The organism is Thermoflexus hugenholtzii (genome assembly GCF_018771565.1).
Lineage (GTDB): Bacteria > Chloroflexota > Anaerolineae > Thermoflexales > Thermoflexaceae > Thermoflexus > Thermoflexus hugenholtzii_A.
In genome coordinates this window covers 1530606-1550466 of the sequence record NZ_CP076326.1, presented here as the reverse complement: position 1 = coordinate 1550466, position 19861 = coordinate 1530606, and the positions used below count along the sequence as shown (strand labels likewise).

Here is a 19861-nt window from a genome sequence, read left to right as displayed (position 1 = left end):
CGGGGGCCTGGGTTGCGCCCCCGCCCGCAATGGGTTTTACGCCGGCACGGGCTCGGCGAGGAGGGAAACTTCCCGCTCGGCCGCCGGCGGCTGGGCCATCAGGTATTCGTGCATCGCCCGGGCGGCTCGCATGGCAGCCGCGGAGGCGGTCACCACCAGGTCCGGCCCAGTCACGCCATCCCCTGCCGCGAAGACCCCCGGTCGGGAGGTCCGACCCGCTTCGTCCGTCACAATGAGGCCGGACCGGGAGATCTGCAGGCCGCTCGTCGTCTGGGCCACCGTGGGGTCCGGCCGGAAGCCCAGGGCGAGGACGGCGGTGTCCACCGGCACGGTGAAGTTCGAGCCGGGGATGGGCACCGGGCGCCGGCGGCCGCTGGCATCCGGCTCCCCCAGGGTCATCCGGATGAACTCGATGGCCACCAGCCGGCCCTCTTCCCCGATGAAGCGGACGGGGGCCACCAGGAACTCGAAGCGGACGCCTTCCTCCCGCGCCTTCTTGCGCTCCTCCCGGTTTCCGGGCATCTCCGCCTCGCTGCGCCGGTAATACACCACCACTTCCTGCGCGCCCCGGCGCAGCGCCGTGCGGGCGCAGTCCATGGCGGTGTCGCCACCCCCGATGACGGCGACTCGACGGCCCACCCGGGGGGGCTCCTGTTTGCCGGGGGGGAGATCTTCGGGCGGCAGGTTGGCGCGCATCAGGAACTCCAGGGCCGGATACACCCCTTCCAGTTCCGCTCCCTCCCAGTCCGGCTCCACCGGCCGCCATGTTCCGATGCCGAGGAAGATCGCCTGATAGCCCTGGGCGAACAGATCATCCAGGGTCAGGTCCTTCCCGATGCGGACCCCGGTGATGAAGCGGACGCCCAGCTGCTCCAGGTCGGCGATCTTCTGATCCACGATGGCTTTGGGCAGTTTGAAGGAAGGGATGCCGTAGCGGAGGAGGCCGCCGGGCTTCGGCATCGCCTCGAAGACCGTCACCGCATGGCCCTGGCGGGCCAGGAACTCGGCCACGGTGAGCCCGGCCGGGCCGGAGCCCACCACCGCGGCCCGCCGGCCGGTGGGCGGCGCCCGGTGGAGGATCAGCGCCCCCGCCCGGCGCTGGTAGTCGGCCACGAAGGCCTCCAGGGGGGTGATCTGGATCGGCTTGCCGTAGGCGGAGAGGGTGCACGAGTTGCGACACGTCTGGGGCGGGCAAACCCTTCCGCAGATCTCCGAGAGGAAGGAGGTCTGACGGAACACCTGGGCCGCCCGCAGGAAATCCCCGTGCTCGATCAGCCACAGCGCCGTGGGGATGTCGTTATGCAGAGGGCACGCCTGGATGCACGGGGCCGGATCCGGACAGTGGAGGCAGCGGGCGGCTTCCAGCCGGGCGGTGGTCTCATCATAGCCGATCCGAACCTCTTCAAAATCCAGGCGGCGGATCTCGGGGGGGCGCTCAGCGGGGAGAACCGGAAGCAGACGCGTGCGGATCTTCCGCTCAATGACCAGCTCATCCCCCGGAAGATGCGGGATCATTCCGCCCCTCCTGTTTCGAATTCAGGTTTCCCTCCTGCATCTTAAAGGATCCCCCCTCCTTCTTTTAGTGACGATTTTCACGGGATAGGTTGTGAACAATGTCACGCACCCCTTCGGGCAGGGGTTCGGGGGATCCCTGCCCTCGGGGTGGCGTTTTCGGCCTCCGCTAATCCGCCACTAATCTCCCTCTTATTTCTTTCTGACGGCCGTCCGTTAAGCTAAGGGCCGGATTGCAGGGATGCGTTGAGGGACGAGGAGGAGGACCGATGAACCTGAATCGGTATACGGAGAAAGCGCAAGAGGCCCTTCTGGAAGCGCAGCGGCTGGCGGAGGAATACCGGCATCCCGCCATTGAGAACGAGCACCTGCTGCTCTCCCTGCTCCGTCAGTCCGACGGAGTGGTGCCGCAGGTGGTGCGCAAGGCGGGGGCCGATCCTCAGATCATGATCGAGGAGCTGGAGCGATACCTCGCCGGTCGGCCCAAGGTTTACGGCGCTGGCGAGGTCGGTCTCTCCCGCGCCGCCGCCGAGACGCTGCGTCAGGCGGAGCGGGAGGCCCAGGCCATGCGCGACGAATACGTCAGCACGGAGCACCTGCTCCTGGCCATGGCCGACCGGGTGGATGGGACGGCCGGGGCGGTGCTGCGGCGCCATGGGCTTACCCGTGACGCCCTCATGCGCGCTTTGGCTGCCGTCCGCGGCGCCCATCGGGTGACCTCCCCCACGCCGGAGGCCACCTATCAGGCCCTGGAGAAATACGGGCGGGATCTCACCGCCCTGGCCCGGGCGGGGAAGCTGGACCCGGTCATCGGGCGCGATGAGGAGATCCGTCGCGTGATCCAGATCCTCTCCCGCCGGACCAAGAACAACCCGGTGCTGGTGGGCGACGCCGGCGTGGGCAAGACGGCCATCGTCGAGGGCCTGGCCCAGCGCATCGTCCGCGGCGACGTCCCGGAGGGCCTGAAGAACAAGCGCATCGTGCAGCTGGACATGGGCGCCCTGGTGGCCGGGGCCAAATACCGGGGCGAGTTCGAGGAGCGCCTGAAGGCGGTCCTCAAGGAGGTCACGGACGCCCAGGGCGAGATCATCCTCTTCATCGACGAGATCCATACGGTGGTGGGGGCCGGCCGGGCCGAGGGGGCTCCCATGGACGCCGCCAACATCCTCAAGCCGATGCTGGCCCGCGGCGAGCTCCACTGCATCGGCGCCACCACCCTGGACGAGTATCGCCAGTATATCGAGAAGGACCCGGCCCTGGAGCGTCGCTTCCAGCCGGTCTATGTGGATGAGCCTTCGGTCGAGGAGACCATCAGCATCCTGCGCGGGCTCAAGGAGCGCTACGAGGTCCATCACGGCGTGCGCATCACCGACGCGGCGGTGATCGCCGCCGCCACCCTGAGCCACCGCTACATCCCGGACCGCCGGCTGCCGGACAAGGCCATCGATCTGATCGACGAGGCGGCGGCCCGCCTGCGCATGGAGATGGACTCCAAGCCGACGGAGCTGGACGAGCTGGACCGCCGCATCCTGCAGCTGGAGATCGAGCGGGAGGCCCTGAAGAAGGAGCGGGACGAGGCCAGCCGGGAGCGCCTAACGGCCATCGAGCGGGAGATCGCCGAGCTGCGGGAGAAGGCCGACGCGTTGCGCATCCAGTGGGAGCGGGAGAAGGCGGTCATCCAGAAGGTCCGCCAGATCAAAGAACAGATCCAGGGGACCCAGCATCAGATCGAGATGGCCGAGCGCCGGCTGGATTATGAGGAGGCCGCGCGCCTGCGCTACGGCGTGCTGCCGGACCTGGAGCGGCAGCTGCGGGCGGCGGAGGAAGAGCTCAACGCCCTCAGCCGCGGCAAGCGGTTGCTCAAGGAGGAGGTGGACGCCGAGGACGTGGCCCGGGTGGTGGCTGCCTGGACGGGCATCCCGGTGGCCCGCCTGATGGAGGGGGAGACCGAGAAGCTCCTGCATCTGGAGGAGCGGCTCCACGAGCGGGTGGTGGGTCAGGACGAGGCGGTGCGGGCGGTGGCCAATGCCGTGCGGCGGGCCCGGGCCGGGCTGAAGGATCCCAACCGGCCCATTGGGGTCTTCCTCTTCCTGGGCCCCACGGGCGTGGGCAAGACCGAGCTGGCCAAGGCCCTGGCCGAGGCCCTCTTCAACGACGAGCGGGCCATGGTCCGCATCGACATGAGCGAATACCAGGAGAAGCACACCGTCAGTCGCCTCATCGGCGCCCCGCCCGGCTACGTGGGCTACGAGGAGGGCGGCCAGCTCACCGAGGCCGTGCGGCGCCGGCCTTACACCGTGGTGCTCTTCGACGAGATCGAGAAGGCCCATCCCGAGGTCTTCAACGTGTTGCTGCAGGTCTTCGATGAAGGCCGGCTCACCGACGGCAAGGGCCGCACCGTGGACTTCAAGAACACGATCATCATCATGACCAGCAACATCGGCAGCCAGTGGATCAAGGAGCTGGCCGGGCAGGATGAACACAAGATGCGCCAGCTGGTCCTCAGCGCCCTGGACCAGCACTTCCGGCCCGAGTTCCTGAACCGGATCGACGAGATCGTGATCTTCCATCCGCTGTCGATGGAGCACCTGCGGCAGATCGTGGACATCCAGCTGCGGCGGCTGCGGACGATGCTCGCCGAGCGGCGCATGGCGCTGGAGGTCACCGAGGAGGCCAAGCAGTATCTGGCCACGGTGGGCTACGACCCGGTCTACGGCGCCCGGCCTCTCAAGCGGGCCATCCAGCGGGAGCTGGCCGACCCGCTGGCCATGGAGATCCTCAAGGGGACCTTCCGGGAGGGCGATACCATCCGGGTGGATCTGCGGGACGGCCGGCTGGTCTTCGAGCGGGCTGCCGCGTGAGCGCCGCCCACGCGGCAGCTCCCACCTGTCGTCGGCAGGCCGAAATCGATTTCGGCCTGTATCAATTTTTTCGTAGGAGGGGCTTTCGCCCCGAACCTTGGTCTTCGATGGCGCGGAGTTGCGGCTGAAGCCGCTCCTGCGGTGTTGGGATGGGGGCTTCTGCGTATGACAGGCCTTCACGAAGGGAGGGGCGCTTCCCTGGCGGTGCTCCTGCACGGCTGGGGCGGCGATGAGACCTCGATGGCGGTCTTCGAGACGGCCTTCGGGCCCGGCTGGCGGACCGTCCGCCTCCGGGCCCCTTATCCGTTGCCGGGCGGCGGCTATGCCTGGTGGATCCCGCAGGCGGACGGCCGGCCGGATCCCCGGATGGTGCAGGAGAGCTTGAGGGTGCTGCGAGGCTGGATGGAGGAGCTGCTCCATCGGGAGGCGCGGGGCGCCTCCCATCGGGTGGTCGTGGGGTTCAGCCAGGGCGGCGCGATGGCGGCTCTCCTTGCGTTGCAGGCGCCGGACCTCGTGACCGGCCTGGCCGTCTTCAGCGGGTTCCTCCCCGACGTTCCGGAGGCCGGGGCAGCGCCCTCGCTGGTTGGCAAGGCGGTCTTCATCGCCCACGGCCGGGCGGATCCCCTGGTGCCCATCGCCCAGGGGCGGGCCCTGTGCGCTCGATTTCAGGCCCTGGGCGCCCGGACCACCTGCGTGGAATACCCGGGAGGCCACAAAGCGGGCGCGGAAGCCTGGCGGGCCTTCCGCGAGTGGATCCGGGGGTTACAGGCATGAGCCCCCTGTCCGCTATTCCCCGCTGTCGTTAAGGCCCACCTGCGCGAAGGCCGCAGCCGAGGAAGATAGGGGGAGATTCCGTGGTCCCTGAAAGGAGCTGCCCGGCCCGGGCGAGCCGTCGGGCCCAGCCCGGGCCGGGCGGGACGAGGGCGAGGGCAGGGGAGGTCACATGTTGCGGGCGTTGTAGCCCGGGCCCTCCTTGTAGAACTTGTAGTTGAAGGGGATGTCCTCCCGGAGGTTGACCACCTCGCCGCCCTTGGCCTCGTAGCGCTCGATGTCCCCCGGCGCGCGCATGATCATGCGCACCTGGCCCGGCTTCATCGTGTAGGCCTCCGGGACCTCGTCCTCGGGGAAGATGGCCTCGTAGGGGCACTCGGGGACGCAGGCGCCGCAGTCGATGCAGGTGTCGGGGTCGATGTAATACCAGGGCCACTGATCCTCCGGCTTGCCGGGGACGATGCACTCGACCGGGCAGACCTGCGCGCAGGCACCGTCGCGCAGACACAGGCTGGTGATGATATGCGTCATCGCTTCCCTCCTGATGGTGGATTGATCTGGAGGAGAGCGGAGGCCCCGGGGCCATGCGCGATGTTCGCCGGGGCCCGCCATCGTCGGAACGTTCGAGGCCATTCTATCCGATGGCGGAAGGCCCTGTCAATAGCCTGCCCCCAGGAGCGTTCATCCGGCCTGCCGCGGGCTTAAGAGCCAGGGTTCGGGGCTAAGGCTTTCCGCAGGGCCGGCTTTCGCCGCGACCATCGTGGGATCGAAGACGGAGGTTCGGGGCTGAAGCCCCTCCTACAGAAACCGTCTTTTTGTAGGAGCGGCTTTAGCCGCGACCATTGTGTCATCGAGAGCCAGGGGTTTGGGGTTGTCGGGGCGGCGTCCGTCGCGATCCTTGCGCGATCGAAGACGGAGGTTCGGGGCGGAAGCCCCTCCTGTAGAAACCATCTTTTTGTAGGAGCGGCTTTAGCCGCGACCTTTGCGCCATCGAGAGCCATAGGTTAGGAGTTACGGAGTGGTCTTCACTGCGAACCTTGTGCGATCGAAGACAGAACGTTCGGGGCTGAAGCCCCTCCTACAAAAACCGCCTTTTTGTAGGAGCGGCTTTAGCTGCGACCCTGTTATCGAGGCGGCTTTCACTCTGTGCTATACTGAGAAAAAGGAACTTCGCCGAGGCGACGCGGATGGCGATCATCCTGCTGATCCGGCACGCGGCCAACGACGCCATGGGCAAATGGCTGGCCGGGTGGACGCCGGGGGTGCATCTCAACGAGGCCGGGCGTCGGCAGGCGGAGGCGCTGGCGGAACGCCTGGCCCCGCTCCCCATCCGGGCGATCTACAGCAGCCCCCTGGAGCGCGCCCTGGAGACCGCTGAGCCCCTGGCCCGCCGCAAGGGCCTGGAGATCCAGATCGTCCCGGAACTGGGGGAGGTGCGCTACGGGGACTGGACGGGCAAGTCCCTCAAACGGCTGCGGCGCCAGAAGGCCTGGCAACGCCTGGTGGGCACGATCAGCCGCGCCTTCTTCCCGGGCGGGGAAGCGATGGTCGACCTCATCGCCCGGGCCGTCCGCGCCGTGGAGACCATCGCCGCCCGCCACCCCCGGGACGTGGTGGCCCTGTTCACCCACGCCGACCTCATCCGGGCCGTCACCGCTTACTACCTGGGCATGCCGCTGGATCTCTACCATCGGCTGATGATCGCCCCCGCCTCGGTGACCATCTTCTGGCTGGCCGAGGGGCCCCCGCTGCTCCTGCGATTGAACGACACGGGCCCCCTTCAGTGGCCGCTGGAGGATCTCGCCTATCTCTCGAAGGCGCGCAAGCGCTGATCCCAAGTCAGGCCCTCACCTTTCCCGGAAAACGGGACGGAGATGCCACGGTTGATCTACGACCTGCGGCCGGTGGATCGAATCACCGCGGATGCGGTGGGCGAGCCTGGACGGCGGACGTTCTACATCCAGGCCCGCCAGGAGGACATCCTGGTCACCATCCTCTGCGAGAAGGAACAGGTGCGGGCCCTGGCCCATTCCCTGGAGGAGCTCCTGGAGGAGATCAACGAGAAATACCCCCGTCCCCTGGGGCCGGAGCCCGACGAATCGGAGCTGCAGCTGGAGGAACCCCTGGAGCCCCTGTTCCGGGCCGGACGCATGGGGCTGGGCTACGAGCCCCGCGGGGACTGGGTGGTCCTGGTGATCCAGGAGCTGGCGGAGGAGGATCAGGACCCGGACCGGTTGCGGGTGGTCCGTTTCTGGGCGACCCGGGAGCAGATGCACGCCCTCAGCCGCCACGGCGCCGACGTGGTCGCCCGGGGCCGCCCCCTCTGCCCGCTGTGCGGCCGCCCCATCGACCCCGAAGGGCACATCTGCCCCCGCCGCAACGGCAAGGCGGTCGTGTTCTGAAGGCCTCTAATCAGAGGATGGAAGGACCGTTCCAGGAGTGCGGAAGATGGCGACCCGTCGCCCTCGCCCCGGGACCGCGCGGCGGATCCCCGACCCCCTTCCCCTGGAGACCCCGAAGGAGATCGTCCTGCGATGGCTGCGGGAAGGGGAGATCCGGCTCCTCGGGCTGATCCCCTGGGGGTCCAACGCCACCTTCCTGGTCGCCGTGAGCGATGGAGAGCGGACGGGCCTGGCGGTCTACAAGCCGCAACGCGGGGAGGAGCCCCTCTGGGATTTCCCCCACGGCACCCTGTGTTACCGGGAAGTCGCTGCCTACGTGGTCAGCGAGGCCCTGGGCTGGGGACTGGTGCCCCCCACCGTGTTGCGGGAGCAGGGCCCATATGGGCGGGGGGCCTTGCAGCTCTACATCGACGCGGACCCTGAGGAGAATTACTTCACCTTTCGGGAGGATCCCGCCCTGCAGCCCGTGCTGATGCGCCTGGCGGCCTTCGATCTGATCACCAACAACGCCGACCGGAAGGCGGGCCACTGCCTGCGGGACCGCAACGGGCGGATCTGGGCCATCGACCACGGGATCTGCTTCCACGTCGAGCCGAAGCTGCGGACGGTGATCTGGGATTACCGGGGGCAACCGATCCCCGAGGACATCCTCGAGGAGATCCGGGCTTTCGATCGGCGCCTGCGGGAGGACGAAGGATTGCGCGCGGAGCTGGCCGCCCTGCTGCACCCGGCGGAGATCGCCGCCCTGGAGCGGCGGACGGCGGCCCTGCTGGAGCGTCCGATCTTCCCCCACCCGGGGCCCTGGCGCTCGGTGCCGTGGCCGATGATCTGAGGCTCATCCTCCCCGCGCGATCACCACCCGGACAGCGTGCTGCTCGTCGGTGCCATCGGGGAAGGTGCCGCCTAACAGCCGGCCCCTCCCGCGGGGTTGCGTCCGGCCGTCGCGTTGCACCACCCGCGCCCGCAGGACGTGCTCCCCCTCCTCCGGACGCTCCCAGCGATAGCGCCAGATCGTCCAGACATAGGGGGTGGGCCCTCGGAGGAGCTCGGCCTCCGCCCATGTTCGGCCGTCATCCGTGCTGACCTCCACCCGCTCGATCCCCACGGGCCCGGAGAAGGCGATCCCGGAGATCTCCACCGGTTGCGGCGGGAGCATCCCCGGCCGGGGCGCGTCGATGCGGGAGTTGGGCTGGATGATGGCCTCCTTTGACCAGCCCTGGGCCTCCCAGTAGCCGATGTGCTCCCCCCGGATCAGCTCGATGCGGGTGATCCACTTCGGCTGCTTCATGCCGTAACGGCCCGGCCACAGGGCCCGCAACGGGAACCCGTGCTCCGGAGGCAAGACCTCGCCGTTCATCATATAGGCCAGCAGGGAGTGGGGATCCCGGGCCAGCTCCACCGGGATGCTGGTGTGATAGCCGTCGGCGGCGTGAAGGACCACTTCTTGAGCGGTGGCGCGGGCCCCGGCCATGGCCAGGAGATCCGCCATCCGGACCCCCTTCCACACCGCGTTGCCGATGAGGTCCCCGCCCACCGGGTTGCTGATGCACTCCAGGGTGCGCATCTCGATCACCGCCGGCATGGCCAGGAGGTCCGAATACGTCAGGCGAAGCGGACGTTCCACCTCCCCGCTGATCTCCAGGGTCCAGGTCTTCACATCCACCCGGGGGATGGTGCGGTATTTCACTTCGTAGAACTCCGGGGTGGGGGTGATGGGCACCGGGGAGGCGATCTCCCATCGCTCCGGGCCCGGGAGCCGGACCGGGATGCGGGTGGGCGAGGGCGGAATCTCCGAGGAGGTCTCCGGCAAGGGGAGCCGTCGGGCGCAGGCCGCCGCGGCCGCCCCGATCGCCCCGCCCGCGAGCCATCGCAACACCTCCCGCCGCCGCCACGGCATGGTGGATCCTCCCTCACGCGAGGGCTGCGGTCCGTTCGGCCAGCTCCTCCGGCGTTCGGGCCGGGGCCAGACAGCGATCCCCAAGGCATACATAAGCGACCGGGAGCCCATCGGTGGAGAAGCCCTGGGCCCGAATGGCCGGGGCGTCCCGCTCGGGGTCCATCGGCACCACCACCCGGTGGAAGGGATCCCCCCGCCAGGCCGCCGCGAGCAGGCGTTGCGTCGCGGGATCCTCTGGCGAGCCGATGACGTGGATCCGCACCGGCTCGGTGATGGCGCGATAGACGGCCAGCCCGTAGGGGGCCGCTGCGAAGTCGTATTTCACGTAGTCCTGCTCGAAGGCCAGCAGCGTCCGCTCGGCCATCGCCCGCGCCTCCCGGTCGCCGGTGAGATCGTGAAGGGTGAGGTAGAACTCCGCGGCGACGGCGTTCTCCTCCAGGGGCTTCTGCCGGATCCGCAGGGCCCCGATGGCCCGGGGATCCTCCGGCCGGTCGAAGAAGCCGCCGCCCTCCCGGTCCGCCAGGGCCGATTCCAAATACGGGCGCAGCTGAAGGGCCCGCTCCAGGAAGCGCCGCTCGCCTGTCCGCTGGAAGGCGGCGAGCGCCGCCCGGGCGTAGTGGACCTGATCTCCCAGCAGCGGGGGGATGCCCTTCGCGTCCGCCCGCTCCCCCCGGATGTCCACGTAGTGGGCCAGGGCGCCGGCCGAGGCATTGAAGGTCAGCGTCCACACCGCGTCCAGGTTCCGGAGGGCCATCTCCCGCCATCGGGGCTCCCCCAGCAGGTCGGCGGCGACAAGCAGGGCCAGGGCCATCTGGCCGTTCCAGTTGGCGTAAACCGTGCGATCCACCGCCGGCGGGGGGCGTTGCGCCCGCTCCCGGCGGGACAGGGCGTAGTATTCCTCATCGGCGTCCTGGCTCCCCCAGAAGACCCCGCGCTCCGGATCGTAGAGCGTGCGCTCTACGTAGTCCAGGGCCTTCACCGCCGGCTCCCGAAGCCCCTCGTCCTGGAGGACCTCCGCTGCGTAGAGGTAGAGCGGGATCAGGCGGGCGTGGTCCTCCAGCATCTTCTCGAAGTGGGGGAGGCTCCAGTCGCGGGTGGTGGAGTAGCGGAACCATCCGCCCTCCACGTGGTCATACATCCCGCCTTCGGCCATCCCATGGAGGGTGCGGCGGACCATCTCCGCCAGTCGTTCGTCGCGGCGGCCGCCGCGGACGTATTCCACCAGGAGGAGCAGGCTGGCCTCGGGGTGGGGGAACTTGGGGGCCTCGCCGAAGCCGCCGTAGACCGGGTCGTAAGCTCGGGCGATCAATCCGATCAGGTGCAGCGGGATGGTCCACGACAGCCGGGCGCCGGGCCGGGCCATGGGGCGGGCGGCCTCCTGCCGCCGGCGGGCGATCTCCTGGGCCCGCCGCTGGATCTCGGAGCGGTTGCTCCGGTAATACTGGAGCACCTGGAGGAGGACCTGCCGCATCTGCATCGGAGGGATGTAGGTGGCCCCGGTGAGGATCTCCCCGTCCGGGGTGAGGAAGGCTGTGGTGGGCCATCCGCCCATGTTGTAACGGGCGTTGATGTCCGGGCGGCGGTCCGTGTCCACCCGGATGGGGATGAAGTAGGTGTTGATGAGCTCGGCGATCTCGGGGTCCGAATAGGTTCCGGTGTGGATGGGATCGCCGGGGATGCCCCGGTCCATCACGTGGCACCAGTGGCACCAGGTGGCCGAGATGCTGAGGAGGATGGGCTTGTCCTGCTCCTGCGCCTCCCGGAAGGCCTCTTCGCCCCACTCCCGCCATTGCACCCGCGTCTCCCCCATGACCCCTCCTGAACGTCCGGCCCGCGCCGCGCGGCTTTTCGACGGCGAAGCGCTCATCGGTTTCATCATAAAAGCCCGGGGGGAGGGGCGCAACTTTCCGGGAAGCCCTCCGGAGCTCGCCGGGAGCCCCTCGGGCCATCTTCCCCCCAAGCACCCGTTTCCGCCCGCTGGTGAGCCGGCGATCCCGATTGCCGGGAAACCTTCCGGGGTTATCATGAGAGCCGAAGCGGGTGGCGGGAGGTTCCGCATGCCTTCTCCTTTCCCGGGCATGGACCCTTACCTGGAACGGCCGGATCTGTGGCCGGATTTCCATGGCAACTTGGCCTCCGGGTAGTCACTCCTTTTGGTATTGATAATGCTTGAAGGTCAAGAACTCTTCCCAGGTCCAGATATGATCGGTCAACCCGATGGCCATCGCCGGCGTCCGCGGCCGATACCGCCGCCCCTCCGGCAGGCCCTCCCCCGCTTCCCGCAAGGCCCGATGGGGCCGCAGCCAGTTGTGCTCAAACAAACAGAGGATCACCAGCGCATCCCAGGTCCCTGTCGTCTTCGCAAAGGCATGGGTCTTACGCGTCAGCGCATTCAACCGATCGCGCAACATGCCATTCAACCGTTCCTCATGCACCGGATAGGGGCAATCCACCGCCTCCCCCAGAACCTGACGCACCTCCACGCGCACCATCCGGCCCTGATGACGACGCTTGACCGCTTGCGTCAACCCCACCCCAGGCGTGAGCACCAGGGGCGGACGCCCCCGCTTTCCCGTCGGTTGCGCGTCCCGATAGACCTGACGAACCGCCCGTCGGTAGACCGGCCGTCCATCGCTGATCCAGATCACGCCCCTCCTGCCAGATGTGCGCTGGCGGGTCTGCGCCACCACCTTCGGCGCGACCTCATCCTCCGAAGACCCAAAGCCCCACGCCACCACAAAACGAGTCGCCCGGTCCTGGCTCAAACATCCCCAACGCGGGCCCACCCCGCCCGCCGAGGCGTCTGGATCTCCAGCCTCTGGACACTTTTTTTGACAAACGACCAGAAAGCATCCACCTCGACCTCGCTCAAATGCAGGTCGTGGACCAGGACCTCGGTGAGGGCCTCAGCGTGTTGGGCGGCCATCCGGAGCCATCGGCCAATGGTTTCATATTTGTGGCCGGTGATCTCCTCAGCGGCGCTCAGGCTCCCCGACGCATCACCACCAGCAGGGTGCGCGCCACTTCCGCAGGGGTCACACGCAAGCGATACATCGCCGTGCCCAGGGTAGGCCCAAACGAGCGCCCGCAGTTCCGACAGACCCAACGGGGCCGCCCACCCTTACTGCCGTTCTTTACCACATGGGTGGCCCCACAGCGAGGGCAGGGGGGGTTCTGGGAATTGGGCTTTCGATTCATCGGGCCCACCTCCGTCGGAATCTGGCCCCGATTATACCACCGAGCACTACTCAGGGGGGTGATTACCGGCCTCCGAAATTCAGGCTCAATTAAACCGGCGGATCACGCCGCGTTACTTCGCGCGCCTATCGGTCTCGATCACGTATGAGGTGGTGGAGATCGGGGAGGCCCATATCGTGCGGCCGGATGTATCGATCCACCGGCTCTACCCTTCTTCGGAGGCCGGGACCTCCGTGGCCATCCCGCCGGCTCCGGTGAAGAGTCGGATCCCCCTGGAGGTGCCGTTGCGCCTCTACAGCGTCGAGATCCGCAAGACGGACACCGGGCAGCGGGTAACGGTGATCGAGATCCTCTCGCCGGTGAACAAGCGGGTCGGCCACGAGGCCCACGCCGACTACCTGCGCAAGCGGCGGGATCTCTTGCGGTCCGCCGTTCATCTGATGGAGATCGATCTGCTGCGGGGCGGGGAGCGGCCGCCCCTGGAGGATCCGGTGCCTCCCGCTCCGTATTACGTCCTCCTCAGCCGGGCGGATCGCCGCCCGACGGTGGAGGTGTGGCCGATCCGGTTGATGGATCCCCTGCCGGTGCTGCCGGTTCCCCTCCTTGAGCCGGACCCGGATGTGCCGCTGGATCTGGGGGCGGCGGTGGCGACGGTCTATGAGCGCGGCGCGTATGGGGTGCAGATCGACTACCGCCAGCCCCCTCCGCCGCCTCCTCTCTCCGAGGAAGAGATGGCCTGGCTGGACGCTCGACTGCGGGAGCTGGGATATCGGTAAGCCTCCGATCTCGATGGGGTTGCGGAAGATCCCACGGCGGCGGTGGATTGACGCAATTCTGGAAGGTGCTTATACTCATAAAGCGCTTTACAAGAACACTTGATTTGCGAAAAGGACTGCATGGCGGGCGATCCGTTGTGCATCTCGTGAGCAGGAGGGATGCGATGCGGATCCGGTGCTGGAGGATCCTTTTGCTGACTCTGTGGGCGCTGGGGGTGGGGTGTCGGCCGACCCCGCGGCCGACTCCGACGTTGCCGCCGCCGTCGCCGACCCCGACGGAGGCCGTTGAGGAAGCCCCCCTCTACCTGGCGCTGATCTGGCATCAGCATCAACCCTTCTATCCGAAAGACCCCCAGACGGGCCTGTATACCCGGCCGTGGGCCCGGGTGCATGCCACCAAAGACTACTACGATATGGCCGCCATCCTGCGGGAATACCCCAACGTCCACGTGACCTTCAATCTCACCCCCGTTCTGATCCGCCAGCTGGAGGATCTGGCGGGGGGCGCGAAGGATGTCTACTGGGCCCTCTCGGAGAAGCCTGCGGAGGCGCTCACGGAGGACGAGAAGCGCTTCCTCCTGCGGCGTTTCTTCGACGCCAACTGGGAGCGGGTGATCCCCCGCTTCCCGCGCTATCGGGAGCTCCTGGAGAAGCGAGGGCGCTCGACTGACCCGGCGGCCATCGAGCGGGCCCTGGCCTCCTTCACCGTGCAGGACTTCCGGGATCTCCAGGTGCTCTTCAACCTGGCCTGGATGGACCCGGACTTCCTGGCCCGGCCGCCCCTCGCGGATCTGGTCCGCAAGGGCCGGGATTTCACCGAGGCCGACAAACCGGTGATCTTCGAGGAGACGCGGCGCATCCTGAAGGAGATCCTTCCGCTTCACAAGGCCCTTCAGGAAGCCGGACAGATCGAGGTGACCACCACGCCGTATGCCCATCCCATCCTCCCCCTGCTGATCTACTCGGATCTCGCGCGGGTGGGGAACCCCGAGGCTTTGCTGCCGGATCCACCGTTCATCGCTCCGGAGGACGCTCGGGAGCATTTGCGCCGCGCGGTGGCCCTCTATGAGGCGCACTTCGGCCGGCCGCCCCGGGGCCTGTGGCCGGCGGAAGGGGCGGTCGCCCAGCAGATCATCCCCATGGTCGCCGATGCCGGCTTCCTCTGGATGGCCTCCGGGGAGCCTGTCCTCGCCCGCTCTCTGGGGTTGAGCGGCTTCACCCGTGACGCCCGGGAGACGGTGGAGGAGGTGGATTCGCTCTATCGCCCCTACCGGCTCTCGGATCCTCAGGGCCGGCCGCTGTTCATCGTGTTCCGCGACGGCGTGCTCTCCGACAAAATCGGCTTCACCTACTCGGGGATGCCCGGGGAGGCCGCGGCGGAGGACTTCATCCGACGCCTGGAGAACATCCGGGAGAAGGCGCGGGCGAAAGGGGTGCAGGGCCCCCTCCTGGTCTCCGTGATCCTGGACGGCGAGAACGCCTGGGAATACTACGAGAACGACGGCAAGGCCTTCCTGCACGGGCTTTACCGGCGGCTGAACGAGAGCCGGACCATCCGCACGGTGACGCCTTCGGAGTTCCTGCGGATGTTCCCGGAGGCCGCGCGGCCGCTCCCGAAGCTCTTCCCCGGGGCGTGGTTCAGCCCGAACTACGACACCTGGATCGGCGAGGCAGAGGAACGGGAGGCCTGGACCGCGCTCCGGCGGGCTCGGGAGGTCCTGCGGGCGTATGAAGAAGGGCGCAAGCAGGCCGCCCCGGAGGCCCTGGAGCGGGCGCGGGAGGCGATGCTCCTGGCCGAAGGATCGGACTGGTTCTGGTGGTATGGAACGGATCAGGACAGCGGGCAGGACGATTACTTCGACGACGCCTTCCGCATGTTGCTCCGGCGGGTCTATGAGGCCCTGGGGGAGCCGGTGCCGGATTCCCTCGCCGTCCCCATCGTCCCGCCGCCGGTGGCGGAGCCGGCGGCCCCCTTCACCGGGCCCTTCACGCCGGTTCTGGACGGCCGGGCGACCCCGGGGGAATGGGACGCGGCAGCCCGCTATGTCGGCTCCGATCCCGCGTTGCGGGAGTTCCGGATCGGGGCCGATCGCACCCATCTCTACGCGCGGGTGGATGGGGTCTGGGAGGGAGATGGGGCGCTCGGCTTCTACATCGCCGCGCCCGGAGGAGCCGGGCGCTCCGGCTTCTCCGCCCATCCGGCCGGACCGCGTATCCCGTTGGGGTTCGGGGCCACCCATGCGATTCGGGTGGTCCGCGAGGGCAAGAAGGTGACGGCCGAGCTCCTTCAGGCGACGCCGGATGGGGAATGGGCGCCGGCTCCCGGTGAGCTCTCGGTGCGACTGGGGGAGGGGACGCTGGAGCTGGCGCTGCCCCAAAAGGCCCTGGGGAGCCTGCAGGCGGGCGATTCGCTGCTCTGGGCGGTGGTGGCCTCGCGGCCCCAGGGGGCGGCGCGGATCCCCGCCTCCGGCGTGGCCCGCTTCCAGATCCCGGATTTCGGCCTCGCTCAGGTCATCCTGGACGTCGAGGATCCGGAGGGGGACGATCACGGGCCGGGGAGCTACACCTATCCCACGGATCCGGTGTTCCTCCCCCAGGTCTTCGATCTCAAGCGGTTCCAGGTCGGGGAGGAGGGGGAGGATCTGGTCTTCCGCTTTGAGTTCTACGGCCCCATCCCGAACCCCTGGGGCTCCCCGAACGGCCTGGCGCTGCAGACCATTGATATCTATATCGACCGGGATCCGGGGAAGGGGACGGGTGCCCGCCTGTTGTTGCCCGGCCGGAACGCGGCCCTGGCGGAGGGATTCGGATGGGACATCGCCCTGTGGGCGGAAGGGTGGACGCCCGGTGTCTATGCTCCGGATGAGCAGGGGAAGCCCAAGCCGGTCCCGGGGGCTTCTTTGCGCATCGCGGTCAACCCGAACCAGCGGACGGTGCTCCTGCGGGTGCCCCGGCGGATCTTCGGGGCGGGTTTCGATCCGCGGCAGGCCGCCTACCTGGCGGCGGTGCTGAGCCAGGAGGGGTTCCCCTCGCCGGGGGTGTGGCGGGTGCGGGACGTGCTGCCGCAGGCGGCCCAGTGGCGGCTGGGTGGGGGGCCTGCGGATACCAATCACACGCGCATCCTGGATCTGGCCTGGCCGGCGGGGCGGTCGCCCACCCAGGAGGCGTTGCTTTCCGCTTACCGGCCTTCCCAGGAGCCGAATCTCGACCGCCTGGGCCCCGACGACTTCGCCCAGCTCCCGATGCTCCGGCCGGAAGGCCGCTGAGGGCGGATCCGCTCCTTCCGAAAAGATTCTCCGCCGGGATGCCCGTGGAGGGGGACCGCTTTCTGCGGTCCCCCTCGCTTTCCGTTCACCCGGCTATTCCAGGTAGCGCGCAACCTCGGGGGCCTCTAAAAGCAACCCACCGTCGTGATCCCACAGCTCCATGAACGCGCTGAAGGCGTGCCGATCGTAAGCATCCGGATGCCATGCTTCCATGCGGAGATCGGAATCCTCATCGGCGTAGAAGCGGGCGAGGACCGCCCGGGCGTTCAGGGTGTTGATCATATTGAGATATCCTTGTCGATCTCGCTTGGCCTCATCGGCGCACGTGAAAAAGGAGGCGATCAGGATCCCGCCTCCCACCGGTTTCATGACGATGTTGAACTTGCGGGGATGCCTGGCGAAGATCAGCTCGCCCTCGCGAGCGATCTCATAACCCAGGAACTGGAGATGCTCGGCCATCTGATCCAGCGCGCCCGCGCTCATAGCTCACCTCCTCCGGGTTGATAGCGATCCGGGGTGTCCGTCGTTTCGAAGCGGCTCCCGGCGGTTCCGCTCCGGATGGGGGTGGCTTCAATCGAAGCGGAAACGCCACACGCCGAGGCCGAAGAAGGCCGCCGCGAACGCCGTCAGGGCCCCCACTTTGGGCCAGACCTCCCGCAGCCCGTCTCCGCGCACCAGCAGATCCTGAGAGGGCTGTTCCCCGCAGGCCGTAGATGCGGCCGAAGAAGGCCAGGTTGTCCCAGGCGCTGAGGGTGGGATAGAGGGCCAGCTCCTGGGGGACGAAGCCGATGAGCGGTCGGATCCGATCCGCTTCTCGCCGCAGATCATATCCGCAGATGAGGACCTGCCCCTCGTCGGGGGGGAGCAGGGTGGCCAGGATCGAGATCAGCGTCGTCTTTCCGGCCCCGTTCGGCCCCAGCAGGCCGAAGATCTCTCCTTCCCGGACGGCGAAGCTCACCCCGTTGAGGACCGCCCGGTCGCCGTATCGCTTGACCAGCCCGCGGACCTCGATCATCGCTTTCTTCGCCCAGAGCGCGTGATGCCTCTTTTAGGATATCTCACCCTCTGGGGGGCTCACAGGGGAGTGAGGAGGATTTCGGGGGCCGGGGAGGTGGATGGTCTTCCCGGCCCCCGTCTTCCTGTTCGTCCGCCGCCGGGTGGGGGCGGACATCGTGGGGTCTGCCGCGGCGTTCAGGAGGCGACGGCCGCGGCCTGGCGTTCGATCTCCGCCCGCTGGCGGCGCAGCTCCGCGAGGGTCTTCTCCGTGGCCTCCATCAAGGCCATCAGCTCCTGGCTGGAGCGGTCGAAGGCGCGCCCCAGCACCCGCAGGAACAGGACGAGGATCCCCAGGCCCCGCTGGACGTCGGGGTCCGCCAGGGCCTTCACCAGAGAGACCGGGCCCACGCGGGGGAGCTCTTTCATCCGCTCCGGCGTCAGCTCCCGGTTAAGCTCCTCCACCAGGCGGCTCATCATCACGGTGATCAGGGTCGGCTCCACCAGCTCCACCACGTGCAGCAAGTAGGCCAGGTTGGCCCCGATCTTCAGCAGCCGCGGATCCATCAGATACGACAGGGAATCCGGGAGCAGCTCCACCGCATCCTCCAGAAAAGCCAGCGCTCCCGTCTCATTCATCCGGATCAGGAGCGAGAGGGTTCGCTCCAGCGCCTCCTGAGCCTTCGGATCCTGAAGGATTTGCTCCGTCATGGCCGTGGCCTCCCGGTCGGGTTCAGCTCAGGTAAGTGGCGAACCATATGGATTCGAAGAGCATCTTGGTCAGGCGGATGGCCTTGCTGCGGCCCAGCACGCCGCAGGAGGGCGGGCCGGATAGATCCAGGATGCGGGTGAAGTCGCACATGGGCAGCACGGCGTCGTCGCCGAAGTCCATGATGCACATGGCGACGGGGGTGAAGCTCTCGCCGATGTAGGCACCCTTGAGCTCGGCCAGGATCTGGTTGGCCACGAACTCCGCCTGGAAGTGAGCGACCACACCGGCCGCCGGCAGGTTAATGGCCGGGTTGACCATGTCCCCGATGGCGAACACGTCGGGATCCGCCAGGCAGCGGAAGGTCTTCGGATCGACGAGGGGGAAGCTGGCGGGGGTGAGGAGGCCCGGGCACATCCCGGCCACGCTGGGCCGGTGGGGTGGGACCATGATCAGCAGATCGAAGGGGATCTCCCGGCCGTCCTGCCCGAGGAGCAGCCGCCGCTCCGGGTCAATGGCCCTGGCGTGAAAGTTCCCCTCAAACCGCACGCCCTTGGCGGCCAGGATCTCGGTGATCACGCCGCTGATGGCCGGCCCCATCGCGGAGAGCGGCTGCGGGTGAGGATGGGCCAGGACGATCTCCGATTTGTCCCGCAGCCGGCGGGCGCGGAGGGCGAAATCCAGCTGCCCGGCGATCTCATAAGGCGCGGGAGGGCAGCGGTAGTAAGGCCCGGAGACGCCGATCACGATGCGCCCTCCCTCGAACCGCTGGATGGCCTCCCGCATCCGCAGCGCCCCCTCGATGGTCCACGGATGATAGGCGGCCTCAAAGCCGGGCATCAGATCCGGCTTCACCTCCGCTCCCAGGGAGACCACCAGCAGGTCGTAAGAGAGGTCTTCACCGTTCACGCGAACCCGTTTCTCCGGGATGCGGATCTCCCGGACCTCGCCCTGAAGCACCCGGACGCCTTTCTTCTCCAGGTTCTTCAAGGGCCGGCGCACCTGCTCCGGTTCCTTGAAACCCAGGGCCACCCATGGGAAGGAAGGCATGAAGTAGTGATAGGGGCTGCGGTCCACCAGAAGGATCTCGTGGGAGGTCCCACGCAGGCCGCGGGCCAGTTTGTTGGCCACCACCAGGCCGCCGCTGCCACCGCCCAGGATCATGATCCTCGCCATCTGCCACCTCCGACCTGAGGGCTGAGGATGAGGAGATCCAGGCGGATCCCCTCCATCTCATTGGATGCGAGACGCCCGGGCGGGTGACATGGGGTCTGTCCCGATTTTGTCGGGCTGGCCGCTTTGTAGGACAACTGCGAGCAGTTGCCCTACGATTTTGGGACACACCCGGTGACATGGGAGCAGCGCTGCGCGGTATGGTATGATGTGAAAGAGGCGCGGGGCGACTTGCAGGGTCGTCAGGGAGGGCCGGATGGCCACGCGGAGGATCTTCCTGGAAATCCCGGATAAGGTGCTCCT

19 protein-coding genes are annotated in these 19861 nt (G+C 67.9%); 8 read left to right on the top strand and 11 right to left on the bottom strand.

The window, feature by feature from the left end; all coding sequences use genetic code 11:
- Positions 1 to 36: 36 nt before the first annotated feature.
- Positions 37 to 1515, bottom strand: coding sequence for an NAD(P)-dependent oxidoreductase (locus KNN16_RS07085; RefSeq protein WP_303900375.1), 1479 nt, complete (start codon positions 1513 to 1515; stop codon positions 37 to 39).
- A gap of 266 nt (positions 1516 to 1781) precedes the next feature.
- On the opposite strand from KNN16_RS07085, the gene clpB reads away from it, so the two are divergent.
- Positions 1782 to 4373 (top strand): ATP-dependent chaperone ClpB, encoded by a 2592-nt coding sequence (gene clpB / locus KNN16_RS07080; RefSeq protein ID WP_303900373.1) that lies wholly within the window; start codon positions 1782 to 1784, stop codon positions 4371 to 4373.
- A 165-nt stretch (positions 4374 to 4538) separates the two neighbouring features.
- Positions 4539 to 5147: an alpha/beta hydrolase gene (locus KNN16_RS07075; protein ID WP_303900372.1), complete on the top strand. Its 609-nt coding sequence runs from the start codon at positions 4539 to 4541 to the stop codon at positions 5145 to 5147.
- A 165-nt stretch (positions 5148 to 5312) separates the two neighbouring features.
- On the opposite strand, the gene KNN16_RS07070 is transcribed toward KNN16_RS07075, so the two are convergent.
- Positions 5313 to 5675 (bottom strand): ferredoxin family protein, encoded by a 363-nt coding sequence (locus tag KNN16_RS07070; RefSeq protein ID WP_299285798.1) that lies wholly within the window; start codon positions 5673 to 5675, stop codon positions 5313 to 5315.
- A 656-nt stretch (positions 5676 to 6331) separates the two neighbouring features.
- Between KNN16_RS07070 and KNN16_RS07065 the strand changes: the two genes are divergently transcribed.
- The 3 genes from KNN16_RS07065 to KNN16_RS07055 are packed head-to-tail and all read left to right on the top strand — an operon-like array spanning position 6332 to position 8378.
- The gene (locus tag KNN16_RS07065; protein WP_299285801.1) at positions 6332 to 6976 is read left to right on the top strand and encodes an MSMEG_4193 family putative phosphomutase; all 645 of its coding nucleotides are present in this window, start codon (positions 6332 to 6334) and stop codon (positions 6974 to 6976) included.
- Positions 6977 to 7018: 42 nt separating this feature from the next.
- A complete protein-coding gene (locus tag KNN16_RS07060; protein ID WP_088572317.1) occupies positions 7019 to 7546 on the top strand; it encodes a DUF3090 domain-containing protein in 528 nt (175 codons plus the stop codon).
- Positions 7547 to 7592: 46 nt separating this feature from the next.
- Positions 7593 to 8378 (top strand): SCO1664 family protein, encoded by a 786-nt coding sequence (locus KNN16_RS07055; RefSeq protein ID WP_303900365.1) that lies wholly within the window; start codon positions 7593 to 7595, stop codon positions 8376 to 8378.
- Positions 8379 to 8381: 3 nt separating this feature from the next.
- Here the strand turns inward: KNN16_RS07055 and KNN16_RS07050 are convergent, their stop codons facing one another.
- Together KNN16_RS07050 and KNN16_RS07045 are read right to left on the bottom strand one after the other, a co-directional pair.
- Positions 8382 to 9443 carry a molybdopterin-dependent oxidoreductase gene (locus tag KNN16_RS07050; RefSeq protein WP_303900363.1) on the bottom strand — a complete coding sequence of 354 codons (1062 nt, stop codon included), beginning with the start codon at positions 9441 to 9443 and terminating at the stop codon, positions 8382 to 8384.
- Positions 9444 to 9456: 13 nt separating this feature from the next.
- Positions 9457 to 11253 (bottom strand): thioredoxin domain-containing protein, encoded by a 1797-nt coding sequence (locus tag KNN16_RS07045; protein WP_303900360.1) that lies wholly within the window; start codon positions 11251 to 11253, stop codon positions 9457 to 9459.
- On the opposite strand from KNN16_RS07045, the gene KNN16_RS15150 reads away from it, so the two are divergent.
- On the top strand, positions 11165 to 11587 hold the full coding sequence (locus KNN16_RS15150) for a DUF4058 family protein (RefSeq protein ID WP_369685877.1): 423 nt from the start codon (positions 11165 to 11167) through the stop codon (positions 11585 to 11587). The two genes, KNN16_RS07045 and KNN16_RS15150, sit on opposite strands and share 89 nt — an antisense overlap.
- Here KNN16_RS15150 and KNN16_RS07040 read toward each other — a convergent pair whose 3' ends face one another.
- Genes KNN16_RS07040 through KNN16_RS07030 form a run of 3 tightly spaced genes read right to left on the bottom strand, consistent with a single transcriptional unit; the run spans position 11588 to position 12641 of the window.
- The gene (locus KNN16_RS07040; RefSeq protein WP_303896951.1) at positions 11588 to 12229 is read right to left on the bottom strand and encodes a hypothetical protein; all 642 of its coding nucleotides are present in this window, start codon (positions 12227 to 12229) and stop codon (positions 11588 to 11590) included.
- Positions 12205 to 12369: a hypothetical protein gene (locus KNN16_RS07035; RefSeq protein ID WP_303900358.1), complete on the bottom strand. Its 165-nt coding sequence runs from the start codon at positions 12367 to 12369 to the stop codon at positions 12205 to 12207. The genes KNN16_RS07040 and KNN16_RS07035 overlap by 25 nt, the downstream gene beginning before the upstream one ends.
- Positions 12370 to 12425: 56 nt before the next feature.
- The gene (locus KNN16_RS07030; RefSeq protein ID WP_303900355.1) at positions 12426 to 12641 is read right to left on the bottom strand and encodes a hypothetical protein; all 216 of its coding nucleotides are present in this window, start codon (positions 12639 to 12641) and stop codon (positions 12426 to 12428) included.
- Positions 12642 to 12718: 77 nt separating this feature from the next.
- Between KNN16_RS07030 and KNN16_RS07025 the strand changes: the two genes are divergently transcribed.
- Positions 12719 to 13417: a DUF4058 family protein gene (locus KNN16_RS07025; RefSeq protein WP_303900602.1), complete on the top strand. Its 699-nt coding sequence runs from the start codon at positions 12719 to 12721 to the stop codon at positions 13415 to 13417.
- A gap of 164 nt (positions 13418 to 13581) precedes the next feature.
- Complete coding sequence (locus KNN16_RS07020; RefSeq protein ID WP_303900354.1) at positions 13582 to 16683, top strand: glucodextranase DOMON-like domain-containing protein; 3102 nt, start codon at positions 13582 to 13584, stop codon at positions 16681 to 16683.
- 93 nt (positions 16684 to 16776) lie between these two features.
- On the opposite strand, the gene KNN16_RS07015 is transcribed toward KNN16_RS07020, so the two are convergent.
- From KNN16_RS07015 to KNN16_RS07000, 4 genes are all read right to left on the bottom strand, one after another.
- Entirely contained in the window at positions 16777 to 17166 is a 390-nt protein-coding gene (locus tag KNN16_RS07015) for a hypothetical protein (RefSeq protein ID WP_299285820.1), read from the bottom strand.
- Positions 17111 to 17698: an ATP-binding cassette domain-containing protein gene (locus tag KNN16_RS07010; RefSeq protein WP_303900349.1), complete on the bottom strand. Its 588-nt coding sequence runs from the start codon at positions 17696 to 17698 to the stop codon at positions 17111 to 17113. The genes KNN16_RS07015 and KNN16_RS07010 overlap by 56 nt, the downstream gene beginning before the upstream one ends.
- Positions 17699 to 17874: 176 nt before the next feature.
- On the bottom strand, positions 17875 to 18387 hold the full coding sequence (locus KNN16_RS07005; RefSeq protein WP_303900347.1) for a DUF1641 domain-containing protein: 513 nt from the start codon (positions 18385 to 18387) through the stop codon (positions 17875 to 17877).
- A 22-nt stretch (positions 18388 to 18409) separates the two neighbouring features.
- Positions 18410 to 19561 (bottom strand): NAD(P)/FAD-dependent oxidoreductase, encoded by a 1152-nt coding sequence (locus tag KNN16_RS07000; protein ID WP_303900345.1) that lies wholly within the window; start codon positions 19559 to 19561, stop codon positions 18410 to 18412.
- Between the last annotated feature and the right edge of the window lie 300 nt (positions 19562 to 19861).